21 protein-coding genes are annotated in these 20,758 nt (G+C 40.3%); all 21 read left to right on the forward strand.

Features of this window, described 5'->3' with window-relative positions; all coding sequences use genetic code 11:
* The first annotated feature begins 2 nt into the window (after positions 1–2).
* The 21 genes from ftsY (at position 3) to hslU (ending at position 20,758) form a co-directional block, all read left to right on the forward strand.
* Positions 3–1,271 (forward strand): signal recognition particle-docking protein FtsY, encoded by a 1,269-nt coding sequence (gene ftsY, locus NSQ62_RS04110; RefSeq protein ID WP_341322660.1) that lies wholly within the window; start codon positions 3–5, stop codon positions 1,269–1,271.
* Between the two features lie 149 nt (positions 1,272–1,420).
* Positions 1,421–1,756, forward strand: coding sequence for a putative DNA-binding protein (locus NSQ62_RS04115; protein ID WP_341323881.1), 336 nt, complete (start codon positions 1,421–1,423; stop codon positions 1,754–1,756).
* Between the two features lie 12 nt (positions 1,757–1,768).
* Positions 1,769–3,127, forward strand: a complete 1,359-nt coding sequence (ffh, locus tag NSQ62_RS04120; RefSeq protein ID WP_341322661.1) for a signal recognition particle protein — start codon at positions 1,769–1,771, stop codon at positions 3,125–3,127.
* Between the two features lie 93 nt (positions 3,128–3,220).
* The gene (rpsP, locus tag NSQ62_RS04125) at positions 3,221–3,493 is read left to right on the forward strand and encodes a 30S ribosomal protein S16 (RefSeq protein WP_341322662.1); all 273 of its coding nucleotides are present in this window, start codon (positions 3,221–3,223) and stop codon (positions 3,491–3,493) included.
* A 27-nt stretch (positions 3,494–3,520) separates the two neighbouring features.
* Positions 3,521–3,754: a KH domain-containing protein gene (locus NSQ62_RS04130; RefSeq protein ID WP_008403311.1), complete on the forward strand. Its 234-nt coding sequence runs from the start codon at positions 3,521–3,523 to the stop codon at positions 3,752–3,754.
* 250 nt (positions 3,755–4,004) lie between these two features.
* Positions 4,005–4,523 (forward strand): ribosome maturation factor RimM, encoded by a 519-nt coding sequence (gene rimM, locus NSQ62_RS04135; protein ID WP_341322663.1) that lies wholly within the window; start codon positions 4,005–4,007, stop codon positions 4,521–4,523.
* Positions 4,523–5,251 (forward strand): tRNA (guanosine(37)-N1)-methyltransferase TrmD, encoded by a 729-nt coding sequence (gene trmD, locus NSQ62_RS04140; protein ID WP_341322664.1) that lies wholly within the window; start codon positions 4,523–4,525, stop codon positions 5,249–5,251. Before rimM ends, trmD begins: the two co-directional genes overlap by 1 nt.
* A 127-nt stretch (positions 5,252–5,378) precedes the next feature.
* Positions 5,379–5,723 carry a 50S ribosomal protein L19 gene (gene rplS / locus NSQ62_RS04145; RefSeq protein ID WP_341322665.1) on the forward strand — a complete coding sequence of 115 codons (345 nt, stop codon included), beginning with the start codon at positions 5,379–5,381 and terminating at the stop codon, positions 5,721–5,723.
* A 207-nt stretch (positions 5,724–5,930) separates the two neighbouring features.
* Positions 5,931–6,494 (forward strand): signal peptidase I, encoded by a 564-nt coding sequence (gene lepB / locus NSQ62_RS04150; RefSeq protein WP_341322666.1) that lies wholly within the window; start codon positions 5,931–5,933, stop codon positions 6,492–6,494.
* A gap of 173 nt (positions 6,495–6,667) precedes the next feature.
* Positions 6,668–7,621 carry a ribosome biogenesis GTPase YlqF gene (gene ylqF / locus NSQ62_RS04155; RefSeq protein WP_341322667.1) on the forward strand — a complete coding sequence of 318 codons (954 nt, stop codon included), beginning with the start codon at positions 6,668–6,670 and terminating at the stop codon, positions 7,619–7,621.
* Positions 7,622–7,720: 99 nt separating this feature from the next.
* Entirely contained in the window at positions 7,721–8,494 is a 774-nt protein-coding gene (locus tag NSQ62_RS04160; RefSeq protein WP_341322668.1) for a ribonuclease HII, read from the forward strand.
* Between the two features lie 5 nt (positions 8,495–8,499).
* Positions 8,500–10,407: a hypothetical protein gene (locus NSQ62_RS04165; protein ID WP_341322669.1), complete on the forward strand. Its 1,908-nt coding sequence runs from the start codon at positions 8,500–8,502 to the stop codon at positions 10,405–10,407.
* Positions 10,404–10,706, forward strand: a complete 303-nt coding sequence (locus NSQ62_RS04170; RefSeq protein WP_341322670.1) for an EscU/YscU/HrcU family type III secretion system export apparatus switch protein — start codon at positions 10,404–10,406, stop codon at positions 10,704–10,706. The genes NSQ62_RS04165 and NSQ62_RS04170 overlap by 4 nt, the downstream gene beginning before the upstream one ends.
* A gap of 296 nt (positions 10,707–11,002) precedes the next feature.
* Positions 11,003–12,184, forward strand: a complete 1,182-nt coding sequence (sucC, locus tag NSQ62_RS04175) for an ADP-forming succinate--CoA ligase subunit beta (protein WP_341322671.1) — start codon at positions 11,003–11,005, stop codon at positions 12,182–12,184.
* Positions 12,181–13,083 (forward strand): succinate--CoA ligase subunit alpha, encoded by a 903-nt coding sequence (gene sucD / locus NSQ62_RS04180; protein WP_341322672.1) that lies wholly within the window; start codon positions 12,181–12,183, stop codon positions 13,081–13,083. Before sucC ends, sucD begins: the two co-directional genes overlap by 4 nt.
* A 142-nt stretch (positions 13,084–13,225) precedes the next feature.
* Complete coding sequence (dprA, locus tag NSQ62_RS04185; RefSeq protein ID WP_341322673.1) at positions 13,226–14,119, forward strand: DNA-processing protein DprA; 894 nt, start codon at positions 13,226–13,228, stop codon at positions 14,117–14,119.
* A 124-nt stretch (positions 14,120–14,243) separates the two neighbouring features.
* Positions 14,244–16,328 (forward strand): type I DNA topoisomerase, encoded by a 2,085-nt coding sequence (gene topA / locus NSQ62_RS04190; protein ID WP_341322674.1) that lies wholly within the window; start codon positions 14,244–14,246, stop codon positions 16,326–16,328.
* 18 nt (positions 16,329–16,346) lie between these two features.
* Complete coding sequence (gene trmFO / locus NSQ62_RS04195; RefSeq protein WP_341322675.1) at positions 16,347–17,660, forward strand: FADH(2)-oxidizing methylenetetrahydrofolate--tRNA-(uracil(54)-C(5))-methyltransferase TrmFO; 1,314 nt, start codon at positions 16,347–16,349, stop codon at positions 17,658–17,660.
* A 253-nt stretch (positions 17,661–17,913) separates the two neighbouring features.
* Complete coding sequence (gene xerC / locus NSQ62_RS04200) at positions 17,914–18,813, forward strand: tyrosine recombinase XerC (protein ID WP_341322676.1); 900 nt, start codon at positions 17,914–17,916, stop codon at positions 18,811–18,813.
* A gap of 17 nt (positions 18,814–18,830) precedes the next feature.
* Positions 18,831–19,373: an ATP-dependent protease subunit HslV gene (hslV, locus tag NSQ62_RS04205; RefSeq protein WP_341322677.1), complete on the forward strand. Its 543-nt coding sequence runs from the start codon at positions 18,831–18,833 to the stop codon at positions 19,371–19,373.
* Entirely contained in the window at positions 19,370–20,758 is a 1,389-nt protein-coding gene (hslU, locus tag NSQ62_RS04210; RefSeq protein WP_341323882.1) for an ATP-dependent protease ATPase subunit HslU, read from the forward strand. The genes hslV and hslU overlap by 4 nt, the downstream gene beginning before the upstream one ends.

Here is a 20,758-nt window from a genome sequence, read left to right on the forward strand (position 1 = left end):
TCATGAGCTTTTTTAAACGACTGAAAGAAAAATTAATTGGTGGCAACGAAGAGCAAGAACAAAAAGTTGACCAACTTGCGCTTAGTGAACAGGAAACAGCCGATCAACCACAAGTTGCTTTAATCGAAGAGACAACTGTTCAGGAGCCGGTAGAGCAAGCAGAAGAAGTTGTTGAACCAGAAGTAAAGCAAGTAGCAGCTACACCTGAAAAAGCCGAAGCTGAGCAAGTGGAAGCTATTTTATTTGGTAACGAAGTACTTGAGTCACCAGAAGTAGTTGAAGAAAAGGTAGAAGAGATAAAACCTTCTGCTTGGTCAATTACACAAAAATTCAAAGCAGGCTTAGAAAAAACACGTAATTCATTTACATCAAAAGTGAATGATTTAGTGGCACGTTATCGTAAAGTAGATGAAGATTTCTTCGAGGAATTAGAAGAATTATTACTACAAGCGGACGTAGGCTTTGAAACAGTTATGGAATTAATGGATAAGCTACGTTTTGAAGTACAGCGTCAAAACATTAAGGACACAAACGGTATCCAAGCGATTATCTCAGAAAAGCTAGTTGAAATTTATGAGTCGGGTGAGGATAACTTAACAAACTTAAATATTCAACAAGATGGCGACTTAACGGTTATTTTATTCGTTGGGGTAAATGGTGTTGGTAAAACGACAACAATCGGTAAATTAGCACATCGTCTAAAATCTGAAGGTAAATCCGTCATGCTTGCTGCGGGTGATACATTCCGTGCGGGTGCGATTGAGCAATTACAGGTTTGGGGCGAGCGTGTTGGCGTTGAAGTGATTGCGCAGTCAGAGGGCTCTGACCCAGCTGCCGTGATGTACGATGCGATTCGCGCGGCGAAAAACCGTGGTGTTGACGTACTGATTTGTGATACGGCAGGGCGTCTACAAAACAAAGTTAACTTAATGAACGAGCTTGAAAAGGTACACCGCGTGATTTCACGTGAAATTCCAAACGCACCACATGAAGTCTTATTAGCGCTAGATGCGACAACGGGTCAAAATGCGCTTGTACAGGCACAAACGTTTAAAGAGGTAACAAATGTAACCGGAATCGTGTTAACGAAGCTAGACGGTACAGCAAAAGGCGGTATCGTATTAGCTATTCGTAACAAATTACACATTCCAGTAAAGTTTGTGGGTCTTGGCGAAAAAATGGATGACTTACAACCATTTGACGCAGAACGTTACGTATACGGCTTATTCGCAGATGGCTTAGAGCAAGAGTTAAAAGAATTCGAAGAGTAATGAGAAGGGATTGTCCAGAAAGCATTCTGGACAATCCCTTTTATTTTCACAAATTTTGTCACAACTAAAAGAAAGACAAGGGAATTGCCTTGACAGTAAGCGTAGTCGCGATTATGATAAAAGAGACAAATTACGATTGGAGAGATAAAATGCTACTTGAAAAAACAACACGCATGAATTTTCTCTTCGACTTTTATCAAGCACTCTTAACAGACAAGCAACGCAGTTACATGGAGCTTTATTATTTAGATGATCATTCGCTTGGTGAAATTGCCGAGAGCTACAGTATTTCGCGTCAAGCTGTTTATGATAACATTCGTCGTACTGAGGCGATGCTTGAAGAATATGAAGATAAACTACAACTTTTTGGTAAATTTCAACAACGCCAAGAAGTATTAAAACAACTGACTGGTGCCATACAGGACGATACGACTTCAGTAGCGTCACGTTTAGCATTAGTTGAACAATTGAAGGAATCGGATTAGGAGGCGAACGAGTTGGCTTTTGAAGGTTTAGCAGAGCGACTCCAAGGTACGATCCAAAAGATTAAAGGTAAAGGGAAAGTTTCGGAACAAGACGTTAAAGAAATGATGCGTGAAGTCCGATTTGCCTTAATCGAAGCGGACGTAAACTTAAAGGTAGTTAAGGAATTCGTAAAAAAAGTAAGTGAGCGTGCTGTTGGCGTTGATGTCATGAAGTCATTAACACCTGGTCAGCAAGTAATTAAAATCGTACAAGAAGAATTAACTACATTAATGGGCGGCGAACAAAGCCCGATTAAATTTAGCACACGTCCACCGACAGTCATTATGATGGTTGGTTTACAAGGTGCTGGTAAAACGACAACGACTGGTAAATTAGCGAGCGTTTTACGTAAAAAATACAATAAAAAACCATTATTAGTTGCTGCTGACGTGTATCGTCCTGCCGCAGTTCAACAGTTACAAACATTAGGGAAGCAACTGAGCTTACCGGTATTTGCACTTGGCACAGATATTTCTCCAGTAGAAATCGCGCGCCAAGCGATTGAACATGCGAAAGAAGAGCATCACGATGTTGTATTAATCGATACAGCCGGCCGTTTACATATCGATGAAACGTTAATGCAAGAATTAAAAGATATTCGTGCATTAAAAGAACCTGATGAAGTGTTCTTAGTTGTCGATGCCATGACTGGTCAAGATGCGGTCAATGTAGCGCAAAACTTTAATGAAGCAGTGGGTATTACAGGCGTCGTCTTAACAAAATTAGACGGTGATACGCGTGGTGGTGCGGCACTTTCAATTCGTGCTGTTACCGAAAAACCGATTAAATTCGTGGGTATGGGTGAAAAAATGGATGCGCTTGAGCCATTCCATCCTGAGCGTATGGCGTCACGTATTTTAGGTATGGGTGACGTGTTATCGTTAATCGAAAAAGCACAAGCAAACGTCGATATGGATAAAGCAAAAGAGCTTGAAGAAAAATTCATGACGCAAAGCTTTACCTTTGACGATTTCATCGAGCAATTACAAGCTGTGAAAAAAATGGGCCCATTAGATGAATTATTAAAAATGATTCCAGGTGCCAGCAAAATGAAGGGCTTAGAAAATGCAAAAGTCGATGAAAAACAAATGGGTCGCATTGAAGCAATCATTTATTCAATGACGTCTACTGAAAAAACAAACCCAGAAATTATCTCTGCAAGCCGTAAAAAACGTATTGCAACAGGTTCAGGTACGTCAATTCAGGAAGTAAACCGTTTGCTAAAACAGTTTGAAGATATGAAAAAAATGATGAAGCAAATGACTGGCATGACGCAAGGTAAAGGCAAGAAAAAGATGAAAATGCCAGGTTTTGATCAATTATTTAAATAAAAAATTAAGGTGTTAAGAAAAAACACTTTACAAACCCTCAAGACATTGCTAATATAATATCTTGTGTGAAACTTATTCGGAGGTGCTATTAAAATGGCAGTTAAAATTCGCTTAAAACGTATGGGAGCTAAGAAGTCTCCTTTCTATCGTATCGTAGTTGCAGACGCTCGCTCACCACGTGACGGTCGTCAAATTGAAACAGTAGGTACTTACAACCCACTTACTCAACCAGCAACAGTAGAAATCAATGAAGAGCTAGCTCTTAAATGGTTAACTGATGGTGCAAAACCATCTGATACTGTACGTAACCTGTTCTCAGAACAAGGTATCATGGAGAAATTCCATAACGCTAAATACAGCAAATAATTCAATGATTAATTCGGAGGTGGCTCTATGCAGCAGCTGATTGAAGCAATTGTGAAACCATTAGTCGATTATCCTGAAGACGTACGTATTGAGACGGACGAAACTTCAAATCGAGTTGTTTATAAGCTTTTTGTTCATCCTGAGGATCGAGGGAAAGTGATAGGCAAGCAAGGACGTGTTGCGAAAGCAATTCGTACGATTGTGTACTCAGCCGCGGGCGGTCACCAGAAGAAAAAGACATACGTCGATATATTGGATTAGTAAAAGGAGGGTGGCATTTTGCTAACCCTTCTTTTTTTAATTAATAAGGAAGTATAAAATTTTCACGTCATAGAGTGTCTAGGCTAAAGCGCCAGCCCCTCGGACATTTCGAACCCTCCTGCAAAAGTGGTGGAGCGTTTATTTTTGCGTCGGGCCCTCCAATGTCTGTCGAGGCTTAAAGGGCGCTTTAGCGCTTTTCTCAAATATTTGTTATGATGTGGGTAAAATAGATATTAGAGGTGAACGAAACATGGAATGGTTTAATGTAGGACGTATTGTGAATACACATGGGATTCGCGGAGAATTACGTGTTATCTCAACAACTGATTTTGAAGACGAACGCTTTGCAGTTGGCGCAAAATTAGCCGCATTTAAAAAAGACGATAAACACCCAACATGGGTAACGATTGGCACATCACGTCGTCATAAAAACTTTATTTTAGTTACGTTTGAAGGAATGGAAAACATCAATTTAGTTGAGCCTTTTAAAGAAGGGTTACTAAAGATTACGATGGATCAATTAGCGGACGATGAACTAGATGAAAACGAATACTACCACTTCGAAATTAAAGATTGTGAAGTGTATTCAGAAGAAGGTGAACTGATCGGTGTCGTAACAGACATTTTAGAAACAGGTGCCAACGATGTATGGGAAGTAAAAGCAGAAAGTGGTAAGAAGTATTACATTCCGTATATTGAGGATGTCGTGAAAGAAATTGATGTCGATGAAAAGAAAATCATTATCCACGTGATGGAAGGCTTATTGTAATGAACATTCATGTATTAAGTTTATTTCCAGATATGTTTTCTGGTGTATTCGGTGCATCGATTTTAAAAAAGGCCCAAGAAAAGGGTGCTGTGGAATTAGCAGTTACTGACATTCGTGAGTACACTGAAAATAAGCATAAGCAAGTGGATGATTATCCATACGGTGGCGGCGCGGGCATGGTGTTAAAGCCAGAGCCGATGTTTAACGCCGTAGAAGCGATTACAGAGGGCCGTAAGCCACGTGTGATCCTGATGTGTCCACAAGGCGAGCGCTTTACGCAGAAGAAGGCAGAGGAGCTTGCACAAGAGGAAGATTTAGTTTTCCTTTGTGGTCACTATGAAGGCTATGATGAACGGATTCGTCAGCATCTTGTAACCGACGAGATTTCGATTGGTGACTTCGTACTAACAGGTGGGGAGCTGCCAGCCATGACGGTCATTGATGCGGTTGTACGTCTTTTACCGGGCGTTTTAGGACAAGCAGATTCTCATATTCAAGATTCATTTTCTACAGGGTTACTTGAGCACCCGCATTACACCCGCCCATCGGATTTCCGTGGGATGAAGGTGCCTGACGTGCTGTTATCAGGTAACCATGCGAAAATTGACGAGTGGCGTGAGGAACAATCATTCTTGCGTACATTACAACGTCGACCAGATCTTTTAGATGTACTCGAGCTGACAGAAAAACAGCAAAAAGTACTCGATAAAATTAAGGCGCAAATGTAAAGCAAATTTACTTGAAATGCCCTATTGTTTATGATAAGATACAATTTGTGCAAAAGCACTGAATCACGGTGTTCCGCTGTGGCGTAAATATGCGCGTGCAAGAGCATCTGTCTAAGGAGAGAATATAATGTCAAACATTATTACAGAAATCACAAAAGCACAACTACGTTCTGATTTACCTTCATTCCGTCCTGGTGACACTGTTAAGGTACACGTTAAAGTAGTTGAAGGTACTCGTGAGCGTATCCAATTATTCGAAGGTGTAGTTATTAAACGTCGTGGTGGCGGAATTAGCGAAACTTTCACAGTACGTAAAATTTCTTACGGCGTTGGTGTTGAACGTACTTTCCCAGTACACACTCCAAAAATCGCTAAATTAGAAGTAGTTCGTAAAGGTAAAGTACGTCGTGCTAAACTTTACTACCTACGTAACCTACGTGGTAAAGCTGCTCGTATTAAAGAAATTCGATAAGAACTTTTTAGAAGGGGGCTTGTGTATACAAGTCCCTTTCTTTATGACTATGACCGACTAGGATTTTGAAAATCCGTAAAAGAAAAGCATTCTAACGCATCGAATCGTGTGGCAGGTGGTTTTTAACGGTAAGCAATATAGATTATATTTTTGCTTGTAATACATATTTCGTATACAATAAGTGTTATAAGCAAGGGGGATCGCTACGTGGAAAAAACTGAAAAAGAGAAAAATGAGCTTTGGGAATGGACGAAAGCTCTATTAATTGCGTTTGCTATCGCAGCATTTATTCGTTATTTTTTATTTACACCGATAGTAGTTGATGGGGATTCAATGATGCCAACCCTTGAAAATGGAGATCGAATGATTGTGAACAAGTTTAGCTACAAAATCGGAGAGCCTGAGCGCTTTGATATCGTCGTGTTCCATGCACCTGAACAAAAAGATTACATTAAACGTGTAATTGGTTTACCGGGTGACTATGTTGAATATAAAGATGACCAGCTATACATTAATGGTGAAGCAATCGATGAGCCCTATTTAGACGCTTATAAAGCACAAGTTAGCGAAGGCAATTTAACAGGCGATTTCTCACTTAAAGATATCGATCCATCACTTGATGTGATTCCAGAAGGCTATGTCTTTGTGATGGGTGACAATCGTCGCTTCAGTAAAGATAGCCGTCATATCGGTATTGTTGACCAGAAAGAAATTATTGGTAACACAAGTATTATTTTCTGGCCACTAAGTGAAATTGAAATTGTAAAATAACTTTGCAAATAAAACAGCAACACATAAAAATGAGGGGGTAGTTTTTCTCCTCATTTTTTTAGTGGATAGGAAAGTATAACTTTTTAAGGAAATCCACATAAGAAAAGACATCATTTCACGCTGTTTGGCGCGAAATGTGTTTTTCTAAATGAAACAATCAGGAGGTAATTATTATGACAATTCAATGGTTCCCGGGACATATGGCGAAGGCGCGTCGCCAAGTATCAGAAAACTTAAAGTTAGTGGATATCGTTTTTGAGCTTGTAGACGCACGTTTACCGTTATCATCACGTAACCCCATGATTGATGAAGTAATTCATCAAAAACCACGCTTACTCATTTTAAATAAGCAAGATATGGCGGATGAAACCGAAACACGTCGCTGGATTCAATATTTCGCCGATAAAGGCTTTAAGGCTGTAGCAATTAACTCATTTGAAGGGAAAGGCTTACAAGCGGTCATAAAGGGCGCTCAAGAGATCTTAGCGGAGAAGTGGGATCGTATGAAAGCAAAAGGCATGAAGCCACGTGCGATTCGTGCCATGATCGTTGGGATTCCAAACGTAGGGAAATCAACATTAATTAACCGTTTAGCAAAGAAAAACTTAGCGAAAACAGGTAATATGCCAGGTGTTACAAAGTCGCAACAATGGATTAAAGTAGCAAAAGACATCGAGTTGTTAGACACACCAGGTATTTTATGGCCGAGATTTGAAGACCAACAAGTTGGTTATAAATTAGCGTTAACAGGTGCCATTAAAGATACGATTATTAATATGGAAGATTTAGCGATTTTTGGCTTAAATTTTTTAGCGACAAACTATCCAGCACGTATGGAAGAACGCTATAAATTGACGTCGGTTAGTGAAGAGCTTGTTGAAACATTTGATCATATCGGGAAATTACGCCGTGTATTTGGACAAGGTGGCGAAATTGACTACGATCAAGTAGCAGTATTAATCGTACGTGATATTCGTGACCAACATTTAGGGCCAATTACGTTGGATTTTGTAAAAGAACAGCTTGAAAAAGAAAAATTAGCAGCAGCGATTGAAATTGAAAATGAAGAACGCCGTAAAAAAACAGCAGAACTTCGTCGTCAGCAACGCTTAGAAAATAAAGAATAATTACGTGAAAACCTTTTTCATTTTTATGAGGAAGGTTTTTTCTTTTATAATGAAAAGAACTGTCGATATAACACGTAATGAAAGAGTAGAGGGACCTAGATGAAAACGATTAAAGAAATTACACAAGCACTAAAAGAAGCAACGCAAGTAGAAGAGTGGATGACAGAAATCGCGCAAGATGAGCGTGCGGGGGTTGTGAAAGCCTTGGTACAGTTTCATAAACGTTTAGAAAAGCAAGAAGCGTTAAAACAAGCGCATCAAGCAAAACTGGATTTTGATGCAAGTTATTTACCGCATCAAGCAGCCTTTGTTGCTGGTACGGATGAAGCAGGGCGCGGACCACTTGCAGGGCCAGTTGTAACTGCGGCCGTTATTTTACCGAACTATTGTGTGGAACTATTAGGTGTTAATGATTCGAAACAATTATCAAAAGAAAAACGCAATGACTTTGCAAAGCGTATTAAAGAACATGCACTCTATTACGCAGTGCATTTCCAAAGCGCAGAGGAAATTGACCGATTAAATATTTATGAGGCAACGCGCCAATCGATGCTAAAAAGTATGGAAGCGTTAGAAGTGCAGCCCGATTTTATTTTAGCCGATGCAATGACGCTGCATACAGATATTCCGCAAGCATCGATCATTAAAGGCGATGCAAAAAGCTTAGCGATTGCTGCAGCGTCGATTTTAGCAAAAACTGCCCGTGATGATTATATGGAAGCACTGGACGAAGCGTTTCCGCAGTATGGCTTTGCGCAACATGCAGGCTACGGTACGAAACAGCATTTAGAGGCGTTGGCCAAGTACGGACCGACGATTCATCACCGAAAAACATTTGAACCGATTAAATCTATGATTACACAAAGGGAGTGACCTTTATGAATTTTGCATCCTTTAATTCGATACAAGTCAACAACCAACAACAAGTGACTACAAACCAGCCGTTAGCACTACGCCAGGATCAAGTCTTTCATGGAGCGATTAAGCAACTGTATCCAGATCAAATGGCAGAGGTACAAGTAGGTAATCAAAAGATGATGGCGAAACTTGAAGTACCTTTAAAGGTTGGCGACGCGCACTTTTTCCAAGTAACGGCAACGAATCCGCAAACGGAATTAAAAGTCGTGACAGGGCCCATGTCACAAGCGATGACCCAAACACAGCAAATGAATCAGCTGCTCGATACAATGAACTTACCGAAATCCTCAGAAATGCAGCAGGTGCTGTCGCATTTTATGAAAGCACAGCTACCGATTTCAAAGGAGCAATTACTATCTGCCGAAGCGTGGATGAAAAACTTACCGGCAGGAGTAGAGAAGAATAATGCGCTACAAGCCTTACAGCGTATGGTTGAGCTTAAAATGCCGTTTACCAATACGGTGTTTCAGGCGTTAACGCAGGGCGCGAAAACAGACGGCATGTCGGCGAATTTAGCGAATTTAGCACAACTACTGGCCAATCAAACAGGCGGTAATGAAACGTTAAAATCGAATTTACTTCAGCAAATCAATCAAATTGCGAAACCACTTAATAATGAAACCGGCGGCGTATTATTGGCGCGTGCGACGCAAACGTTAATGGATCAGTCATCATCGGTAGCAACGAAGCTCCAAGCGTTAACTGCTTTAAAAGAAGCGGGCGTTGTACCGAATAATGCGACGCTCCAAAATTGGCAAAGTGCGAGTCAAACAGCAACACAGCAGACGACACAAGGAAGTGCACTACCAACACAGGCAGGTCCTATGATTCAGCAACTTACAAACACTTCACCCGAGCAGTTAAAGCCAGTGCTTGATCAGGTGAAAGCGTGGGTCAATAATGAATCGCTGTTATCGCAAAATCAAAAGCAGCAAATCCAGCAGTTGATTTCACGTTTCGAACAAATTCCACCATCCAAGCAAGCGATTGAAGTGTTTGCAAAACAAATGCAAGAGCAACTAACAAAAGCATTTAGTGAAAACGCAACAACACGTTTGTTTACGCAAAACGAACAAGGTGTATCGGCAAAGGATCAACTGTTAAGTTTGTTAAAGCCTGGTACGAACGTGCCTCAAAATGACATGTTACTACGAAATTTAGTGAAGGTGACTCAAGATAGCCCACTGCCGCAAATGCAAAGTGCGTTGACACAGGCAGAAGCACAGGTGCAATCTGCAGCAGATAGTAAAGCGATGGAACAAGCCATTAAAACCGTGTTAAAGGGGCTTGGTGTAAGCTATGAGGCGGCTTTGGCTAACAAAGCGGGCGATGTTCAGGCGGTCGCACAGCAAATGAAACCACAGCTACTGGCGCTTATTCAAGATATGCAAACCCCACCAGCCCTACGTGATGCGGCAGAAACCGTGATGGCACGATTAAACGGGATGCAATTATCTTCGGGGGAGAATGGTCATCAACACCAGCTTGTCATGCAAGTGCCGTTAGAGTTTTTCGGAAAGAAAATGGATGCAACGCTTCAATGGAATGGTCGCATGAAAGAAGATGGTAAAATCGATGCTAATTTTGCGCGGGTCATGTTTTATTTGAATATGGAAAATTTAGCGCAAACGGTCATTGACATGCAAGTACAAAACCGAGTTGTGACGATCAATGTATATAACGATATTCCGCAGTTAGATACGCTCGCAATGTCGTTAAAAGGTACGTTAAAGGCAGGCTTATTGGATAAAGAGTATACGTTATCTGGCGTGTTCATTAAGCCGTTTGGGGAGCAACATGCTAAAAATGTCACAAAAAATGCAACTCAGTCAGATGAACAGCAAGGTGGGGTGGACATTCGGGTATGAGTGAGAAAAAATTTGTACGAAAAGAAGCTATTGCTTTAACGTATGATCCCCAAAAAAGTAACGGCCCTACCGTTGTGGCTAAGGGAAGAGGGAAAATTGCTGAAAACATTTTAGAGCAGGCATCACTTCATGATGTACCTGTCTACGAAGACCCGAACCTTGTCCAACTGTTAGGACAGCTTGATTTAAATACATCCATCCCCGAAGAGTTGTATCAAGCGGTGGCAGAAGTATTTGCCTTTATCTATCATTTAGATGAAAAACATAAATTAACTATGAACAGTAGGCTACCAAAATAGCTTGCTGTTTTTTATTTTTACAATAACAATAAATAAGTAATAAGTGCATTGTATTTCTCGAATAGGTTATTTTATGAATAATAATTCACAAATAAATGTGAATAAACAATGATAATTATCAATTTTATAGCTTATCTATCTTTTTTTAAAATTGTAAAAATCATCTAAAGAGCATATTTTGACATAAAATAAAGTAAAAAATGCAACTGTGACAAATATAGACATTATCAGAATTATTGTTTAGAATAGAATATGTTAGTAGAATAATTTCCAAATGTCCGATGGGAGGATGTATCATGAATATCCATGAGTATCAAGGAAAAGAAATATTAAGAAAATACGGTGTTGCAGTTCCAAAGGGGAGCGTAGCATTTTCACCAGAAGAGGCTGTTAAAGTTGCAAAAGAACTAGGTGCAAACGTAACAGTTGTAAAAGCACAAATCCATGCAGGTGGACGCGGAAAAGCTGGCGGTGTAAAAATCGCAAAAAATTTAGATGAAGTACGTTCGTACGCAAAAGAATTACTTGGTAAAATCTTAGTTACTCACCAAACAGGTCCAGACGGTAAAGAAGTAAAGCGTCTTTATATAGAGGAAGGATCAGACATCAAAAAAGAGTATTACTTAAGTTTGGTACTTGATCGTGCCACTTCTTGCGTAGTCATGATGGGTTCGGAAGAAGGCGGTATGGATATTGAAGAGGTAGCGGAGTCAAATCCGGAAAAAATCTTCAAAGAAGTGATTGACCCAGTTACTGGCTTAAATGCATTCCAAGCACGTCGTATGGCATTCAACATGAACATTCCTTCAAAATTAGTGAATAAATCTGTGGCATTAATGCTTGGTATTTATAAAGCATTTATCGATAAAGATGCATCGACAGTAGAAATTAACCCACTAGTTGTAACGGGGGATGACCAAGTAGTAGCATTAGATGCGAAATTTAACTTCGATGCAAACGCATTATATCGTCACAAAGATATCGTTGAATTACGTGACTTCGATGAAGAAGACGCAAAAGAAGTGGAAGCATCAAAATATGACTTAAGCTATATTTCTTTAGATGGCAACATCGGCTGTATGGTAAATGGTGCGGGTCTTGCGATGGCAACGATGGATACGATTAGTTATTACGGCGGTTCACCCGCTAACTTCCTTGACGTTGGGGGCGGTGCAACGGCTGAGAAAGTAACGGAAGCATTTAAAATTATTTTATCAGACAAAAATGTGAAAGGAATTTTCGTTAACATTTTTGGCGGCATTATGAAGTGTGACATCATTGCAGAAGGTGTAATCATTGCTGCAAAAGAGGTCGGCTTAGCTGTGCCATTAGTAGTACGTTTAGAAGGAACAAACGTAGACTTAGGTAAAAAATTATTAAATGAATCGGGCTTAAACATCGTAGCAGCCGATTCAATGGCTGACGGTGCGCAAAAAATCGTGAAATTAGTTGAAGCTGAAGGCGGGGTTATGGCATGAGCGTGTTCATTAACAAAGATACAAAAGTAATTGTACAAGGGATTACAGGGGAAACAGCCCTTTTTCATACAAAACAAATGCTTGAATACGGTACAAAAATCGTTGCAGGGGTAACACCAGGTAAAGGTGGTCTTGAAATCGAGGGTGTTCCAGTATTCAACACAGTAGCAGATGCAGTACAAGCAACAGGTGCCAACGTATCGGTTATTTATGTACCAGCACCATTTGCTGCGGATGCAATTATCGAAGCGGTAGATGCAGAGTTAGATATGACCATCTGTATTACAGAACATATTCCAGTACTGGATATGGTCAAAGTAAAGCGTTATATGGAGGGCAAAAAAACACGTTTAGTTGGACCAAACTGCCCGGGTGTTATTACGGCGGATGAGTGTAAAATTGGGATTATGCCAGGCTACATTCATACAAAAGGTCATGTAGGCGTTGTTTCGCGCTCTGGTACATTAACATACGAGGCGGTACACCAACTTTCTCAAGAAGGTATCGGTCAAACGACAGCAGTAGGTATCGGTGGTGACCCGGTGAATGGGACGAACTTCATCGATTGCTTAAAAGCATTCAATGAAGATCCGGAAACCTATGCAGTTGTAATGATTGGTGAAATCGGCGGTACAGCTGAAGAAGAAGCAGCTGAATGGATTCAAGCCAACATGACAAAACCGGTCGTTGGCTTCATTGGTGGTCAAACAGCACCTCCAGGTAAACGTATGGGCCACGCAGGTGCGATTATTTCAGGTGGTAAAGGAACAGCAGCTGAAAAAATCAAAGCCATGAACGCGGCGGGAATTGAAGTAGCACCAACGCCTTCGGTAATCGGTGAAACATTAATTAAAGTAATTAAAGAAAAAGGTCTATACGAAGCTTGTAAGACACACTAAAATAGAAGATGTAGCGGACGCCTCGCTACATCTTTTTTCTACTTAAAATCACTATTGATAAAATTTGTTTATAAAAACTACCCCATCTAAAAAGCAAAGCGGTCATTTAAATTTCTTCTATTTAAAACAAGGAGTGTTTAACATGACAAATTCTATGGATGAAAAACTTTTAAGGCTTCATTATATTCACCCTCTACCATGGCATAAAATCCAACATCTATTGACAATTATTAATGATCTAGACGAATTACACGCTGTTTCACCTGATATTTTAGCGATGCATTTAAATATTAAACAACAAACTGCTGCGTCGATTATTACGCTGTATGCAAAATTAAAAGCAACATCGCTACAAGACTATTATGAAAAACACCAAATATACGCAATTCCTTATACGAGTGCGCATTATCCGGAGCGGTTAAAACAATTGTTTGATCCCCCGGCAGTACTGTATGCTAAAGGAGATATATCAATCTTGCATGCTGAGCGGACGATAGCGGTCATTGGTTCACGTGTAGCGACAAGTTATAGCGAAAATGCGCTAAAATTATTACTCCCCCCGCTAGTGAAGCAACAATTTGTGATTGTTAGTGGCTTAGCAAAAGGCGCAGATCGATTGGCTCATGAGGCGACGATTCGTTATGGCGGAAAAACCATTGGCGTATTAGGGAATGGCCTGTTTCATAGTTATCCAAAAGAAAATGATGAGCTGTATCGCTATATGGCCGAACATCAGCTTGTGGTAACGGAATACCCGCCGTACATGGGTGTGAAAAAATGGCATTTCCCAGCACGTAATCGTATTATTAGTGGGTTAAGTGAAGCGCTACTCGTGACAGAGGCAAAGCTAAGAAGTGGGACGTTAATTACAACAGAGCTTGCACTTGAGCAAGGGAAGGATGTATTTGTGGTGCCTGGAAATATTTTTAGCGAACAGTCAAGAGGGACGAATAAATTAATAAAAGAAGGTGCAATTCCTGTATGGGACGGGCATCAAATGTTAGCTGAACTGCAAATGTTTTCAAGTTTTCGTTGAAAAAAAGTTGCATTATCCGCCAATCTGTTATACATTTTGCAACAGGAAACGCTTTGAAAAACATTGACAAATTCATGTAGAATGAATTGAAGAAAATAACAACCCTCTCTAAGGAGGAAAACAGATGGCAGATTATTTAGTAATTGTAGAATCACCTGCGAAGGCGAAAACAATTGAACGCTATTTAGGAAAAAAATATAAAGTAAAAGCATCGGTGGGACATGTCCGTGATTTACCACGCAGTCAAATGGGGATTAATACGGAAAACAACTATGAACCAAAATATATTACGATTCGTGGCAAAGGTCCTGTTTTACAAGAGTTAAAGACAGCGGCCAAAAAAGCGAAAAAAATCTATCTCGCGGCCGATCCAGACCGTGAAGGGGAAGCAATTGCTTGGCATTTAGCAACGGCGTTAAACATAGATATCCATTCGGATTGCCGCGTCGTATTCAACGAGATTACAAAAGAAGCCATTCTAGAAAGTTTCAAACATCCACGCCCAATTAATATGGATTTAGTAGATGCGCAACAAGCACGTCGTATTTTAGATCGTTTAGTAGGCTACAATATTAGCCCAATCCTTTGGAAAAAGGTGAAGAAGGGTCTATCAGCTGGTCGTGTGCAATCGGTTTCATTACGTCTAATTATTGACCGTGAGCATGAAATCAAAAGCTTTGAACCCGAAGAATACTGGTCAATCGAAGCAGCATTTGAAAAAGGGAAAAAGCAGTTTGAAGCTTTGTATTACGGTAATGGCAAAGAGAAAGTAAAATTAACGAACGAAGAGCAAGTAACAAAGATTCTAAAGAACGTCAAAGGTTCTGAATTTGAAGTAATGAATGTTGTTAAAAAGGAACGTAAGCGTAATGCAGCACCAGCCTTTACAACCTCATCATTACAACAAGAAGCGGCTCGTAAGTTAAATTTCCGTGCAAAGAAGACGATGATGCTAGCACAGCAATTATATGAAGGTATTGAGCTAAGCAAAAAAGAGGGCGCAGTTGGGTTAATTACGTATATGCGTACGGACTCGACACGTATTTCAGAAACTGCAAAAACAGAAGCAGTTGCTTATATTGAAGGTAAATACGGTAAAGAATTTGTTGCACAAGAGCAAAAGCAAGTTAAGGCAAAGGCCAATGCACAAGATGCCCACGAAGCCATTCGTCCAACAAGTGCAATGCGTACGCCTGAGGAATTAAAAGCGATTTTAAGTCGTGACCAACTTCGTTTATATCGTCTCATTTGGGAACGCTTTATTGCCAGCCAAATGGCATCAGCGGTGTTAGATACCGTAACCGTTGACCTACAAAATAATGATGTACTGTTCCGTGCGAATGGTTCACAAGTGAAATTTGCAGGATTCATGAAGCTTTATATTGAAGGAACAGACGATCAAGCAGAAGAAACAAATAAGCTGTTACCAGAAATGGAAATCGGCGATAAAGTGTCATCGCTTGAAATCGAACCGAAACAGCATTTCACACAGCCACCACCACGCTATTCGGAGGCACGCTTAGTAAAAACGCTTGAAGAGCTAGGTATAGGCCGCCCGTCAACCTACGCCCCAACGCTTGATACAATTCAAAAGCGTGGCTATGTACAGCTGGATACGAAGCGTTTTGTACCAACGGAGCTAGGAGAAATCGTGCACCAAGCGACATTGGAGTTCTTCCCAGAAATCATTAACATCGAATTTACAGCGCAAATGGAACATAATCTGGATGAAGTCGAAGAAGGTATTACACAGTGGGTGAATGTCATCGACGCATTCTACAAAGATTTTGAACCACGCGTAAAATATGCGGATGAAGCGATGGAAAAAATCGAAATTAAAGATGAACCAGCTGGAGAAGATTGCGAAAAATGTGGCCAACCAATGGTATTTAAGCTTGGACGTTATGGTAAGTTTATGGCTTGTTCGGGCTTCCCTGATTGTCGCAATACAAAAGCCATCGTAAAACCGATTGATGTTGCATGTCCAACATGTAAGGAAGGCGAAATCGTAGAGCGTAAATCGAAAACGAAGCGTATTTTCTACGGTTGCAACAGCTACCCTGAATGTGAATTTGTTTCATGGGATAAGCCAATTAGTAGACCATGTCCAAAATGTAGTGCATTATTAGTAGAGAAGAAATTGAAAAAAGGTGTTCAAATTCAGTGTACAAACAGTGAATGTGACTATGAAGAAACACCATCACAATAAAGATTTGAGGTAACAACAATGACACAACCAATAGTAAATGTAATTGGTGCTGGTCTTGCTGGATCTGAAGCAGCTTGGCAAATCGCGAAGCGCGGCGTAAATGTTCGTCTTTATGAAATGCGTCCAGTAAAGCAAACACCGGCCCACCACACGGATAAATTTGCCGAGCTTGTATGCTCGAACTCATTACGCGCAAACGGTTTAACAAATGCAGTTGGCGTAATTAAAGAAGAAATGCGTAAATTAGACTCGGTTATTTTGGCGGCAGCAGATAATTGTGCTGTACCAGCTGGCGGCGCGTTAGCAGTAGACCGTCATGAATTTGCCGGCTACGTAACAGAAAAAGTAAAAAACCACCCGTTAATCGAAGTCATTAACGAAGAGGTAACGGAAATTCCAGAAGGGATTACTGTTATTGCAACAGGCCCGTTAACGTCTGAAGCGTTAGCGAAACAAATCCAAGGCTTAACAGGCGAGGAGTATTTATACTTCTACGATGCAGCCGCGCCAATTATCGAAAAAGATTCAATTGATATGGATAAAGTGTATTTAAAGTCTCGCTATGACAAGGGTGAGGCAGCTTACTTAAACTGCCCAATGAATAAAGAAGAATTCGATGCCTTCCGCCAAGCGTTAATTGAGGCAGAATGTGCACCACTTAAAGAATTCGAAAAAGAGAAGTATTTCGAAGGCTGTATGCCAATTGAGGTCATGGCAGCCCGCGGAGAAAAAACAATGACATTCGGACCGATGAAGCCAGTTGGTTTAGAAGATCCGAAGACAGACAAACGCCCATATGCAGTTGTTCAATTACGTCAAGATGATGCAGCGGGAACGCTTTACAATTTAGTAGGCTTCCAAACACATTTAAAATGGCCAGAACAAAAGCGCGTATTCTCGATGATTCCTGGTTTAGAAAACGTAGAAATCGTGCGCTATGGCGTTATGCACCGTAACACATTCATTAACTCACCGAAAGTGTTAGCACAAACGTATCAATTAAAAGCACGTCCGAATCTCTTCTTCGCAGGTCAAATGACAGGTGTTGAAGGCTATGTAGAATCAGCTGGTAGTGGTTTAGTTGCAGGAGTAAATGCAGCGCGAATGGCATTAGGCCAAGAGCTATTATACTTCCCGCATGAAACAGCACTAGGTTCAATGGCGCGTTACATTACGCATACGGATGCGAAAAACTTCCAACCGATGAACGTAAACTTCGGTATTTTCCCAGATCTTGGGGAGCGCGTTAAATCGAAGCCAGAACGTGCAGAAAAGCATGCTACACGTGCATTAGAATCAATTCAGAATTTTATTAATACTCAGGTAATTTAATTGCGAAAAGCCCTTAAAGACTGTTATACTTTAAGGGCTTTTAGATTTTTATTTTAAAAATATTACTAAATGAACCATTTTTCATGTGAAAGTACGGCTATTGTTGAAAATTTACAAGAAATCTGAATAAATTAAGCGAATTTCACTTGAAATCTTCTCTTAATAGGTATAGTGTCAATATGTATGTTTTTTTAATGTGGTTGAATCAATATCACATCATTCAATTCTCTTTCGTATTAGGAGGTTTTGCACGATGAATGGGCAAATGAAAGAAGCGCTCGAACAGTTTATGCGGTACGTACAAGTAGAAAAAAACTTTTCTTTACATACTGTACGTGAATACCAAGCAGATTTAGAAAACTTCTTTACATTTTTACAAACGGAAGGCATTACCGAACTGACAAAAGTTGATTATATCCATGCGCGTTTATACGTTACGAAACTTTATGATGAACAAAAAGCGAGAACTTCGATTTCGAGGAAAATCTCATCGATCCGTTCTTTTTTTCGTTTTTTAAATCGAGAACAGCATATTGATGATGCTCCGTTTCGTTCACTTTATCATCCGAAAAAGGAAGAACGATTACCGAGCTTTTTTTATGAGGAAGAACTGGCGCAGCTATTTGAAAAAAATCAAGGCGATGAGCCAAAGCAAATTCGAAATCTTGCGCTACTGGAGCTTTTATATGCAACAGGGATGCGTGTGAGTGAATGTGTAAGCTTAGAATTATCAGATATTGATTTTCACTATAGCATTATTCGGGTAATGGGTAAGGGACGTAAAGAACGAATTATTCCATTCGGTCAGTTCGCCCATGACGCTTTAACACGTTACCTAGAAGAAGTTCGAACAAAACTTATGAAACAGACGCACCATCAAAAAGTATTTGTCAATTTACGAGGTGGCGAACTTACTGCACGTGGCGTACGTTATATATTAAGTGAGATGATTGAGCATGCAAGTATGCATACTAAAATTTATCCGCATATGTTACGACATACGTTTGCTACTCATTTATTAAATAATGGAGCAGATATGCGTACGGTCCAAGAACTACTCGGACATGCGAACTTATCTTCTACTCAAATTTATACTCATGTAACGAAAGAAGCTCTTCGGAAAACCTATATGAATAGTCATCCGAGAGCATAAGTTAAGGGGGAAATAGTATGGGTCAAATTCATGCAACAACGATTTTTGCGATTCATCACAATGGTGAATGTGCGATGGCAGGTGATGGCCAAGTAACGTTAGGCAATCAGGTTGTAATGAAGCATACGGCAAAAAAGGTCAGACGTCTGTTTAATGGCAAAGTACTTGCGGGGTTTGCGGGTTCTGTGGCAGATGCCTTTACATTATTTGAAATGTTCGAAGCAAAATTGAACGAATATAACGGGAACCTACAACGTGCGTCTGTGGAAGTCGCAAAGCAATGGCGCGGTGATAAAATGCTACGTCAGCTAGAGGCAATGCTACTCGTGATGGATGGAACAACGTTATTACTAGTATCTGGGACAGGTGAAGTGATTGAACCGGATGATGGTATTTTAGCGATAGGCTCAGGTGGTAACTATGCGTTATCAGCAGGCCGTGCGCTTAAAATGCATGCGGGCGATCATTTAACGGCAAAGGAAATTGCGCATGCTGCACTTACGACAGCAGCGGATATTTGTGTGTTTACAAACCATAATATTATTTTGGAGGTTTTATAATGACGACGAATTTAACACCAAGACAAATTACGGAGCATTTAAACCGCCATATAGTAGGTCAAGATACTGCAAAGCGTGCCGTTGCGATTGCACTGCGTAATCGATATCGCCGTTCGTTACTAAGTGATGACTTAAAAAACGAAGTCATCCCGAAAAACATTTTAATGATTGGACCAACGGGTGTTGGGAAAACTGAAATTGCACGTCGCATTGCCAAACTAACGAACGCACCATTTATTAAAGTGGAAGCAACAAAGTTTACGGAAGTAGGTTATGTAGGTCGAGACGTTGAATCGATGGTACGTGATTTAGTCGAAGCAGCGCGTCGACTTGTGAAGGATGAAATGACAGAAGCAGTACGAGAGCAAGCGGAGCGCAATGCAACTGAAGTGCTTGTAAAGTTGTTAGTGCCTTCTAAAGTAAAGGAAAAGCTAACGCAAAATCCTTTTGAAATGCTGTTTGGTCAAAAACAGCAGCAAGAAGAACCTACACAACAAGACGAGCCAGAAATTCGTTCACGCCGAGCGCAAATTGCACAAGATTTAAAAAATGGGAAATTAGAAGATCAATGGGTGTCGATTGAGGTGACAGAAAATGCACCATCACTATTTGATGCCATGCCAGGCATGAATATGGAAGGTGCTAACGGGATGCAAGATATGTTATCAAACTTCATGCCAAAGAAAACGAAAAAACGCAAAGTGCAAGTGAAAGACGCACGTCGCATTTTAACGCAAGAAGAGGCAAATAAGCTAATTGATACAGATGCATTATCAAGTGAAGCCATTCACCGTGCTGAGCAAGTAGGGATTATTTTCATTGATGAAATCGATAAAATTGCAAGTAAAGGTTCGTCTTCAGCGGAAGTTTCGCGTGAAGGTGTACAACGTGACATTTTACCGATTGTAGAAGGGTCAACGGTAACGACAAAATATGGTCCGGTGAAAACAGATTATATGTTATTCATCGCAGCTGGAGCGTTCCATATGTCGAAACCAAGTGATTTAATTCCAGAATTACAAGGCCGTTTCCCGATTCGTGTTGAACTCGAAAAATTAACGAAACAAGATTTTGTGCGCATTTTACAAGAGCCAGATCAGTCGTTAATTTTACAATATAAAGCGTTATTAGCAACAGAAGGTGTGACAATTGACTTTACAGCGGATGCGATTGAGCGTCTTGCAGAAATTGCGACAGAAGTAAATCAAGAAACAGATAATATCGGTGCACGTCGCTTGCACACAATATTAGAGCGCCTGTTAGAAGAGCTTTCTTATGAAGCATCTGAAATCGCACCGGCACACATCGAAATCACACCGAATTATGTCGATCAAAAATTGGCGAATATCGTAAAAAACAAAGATTTATCTCAATTTATCCTATAA

This window comes from Solibacillus sp. FSL H8-0523 (assembly GCF_038051985.1).
Lineage (GTDB): Bacteria > Bacillota > Bacilli > Bacillales_A > Planococcaceae > Solibacillus.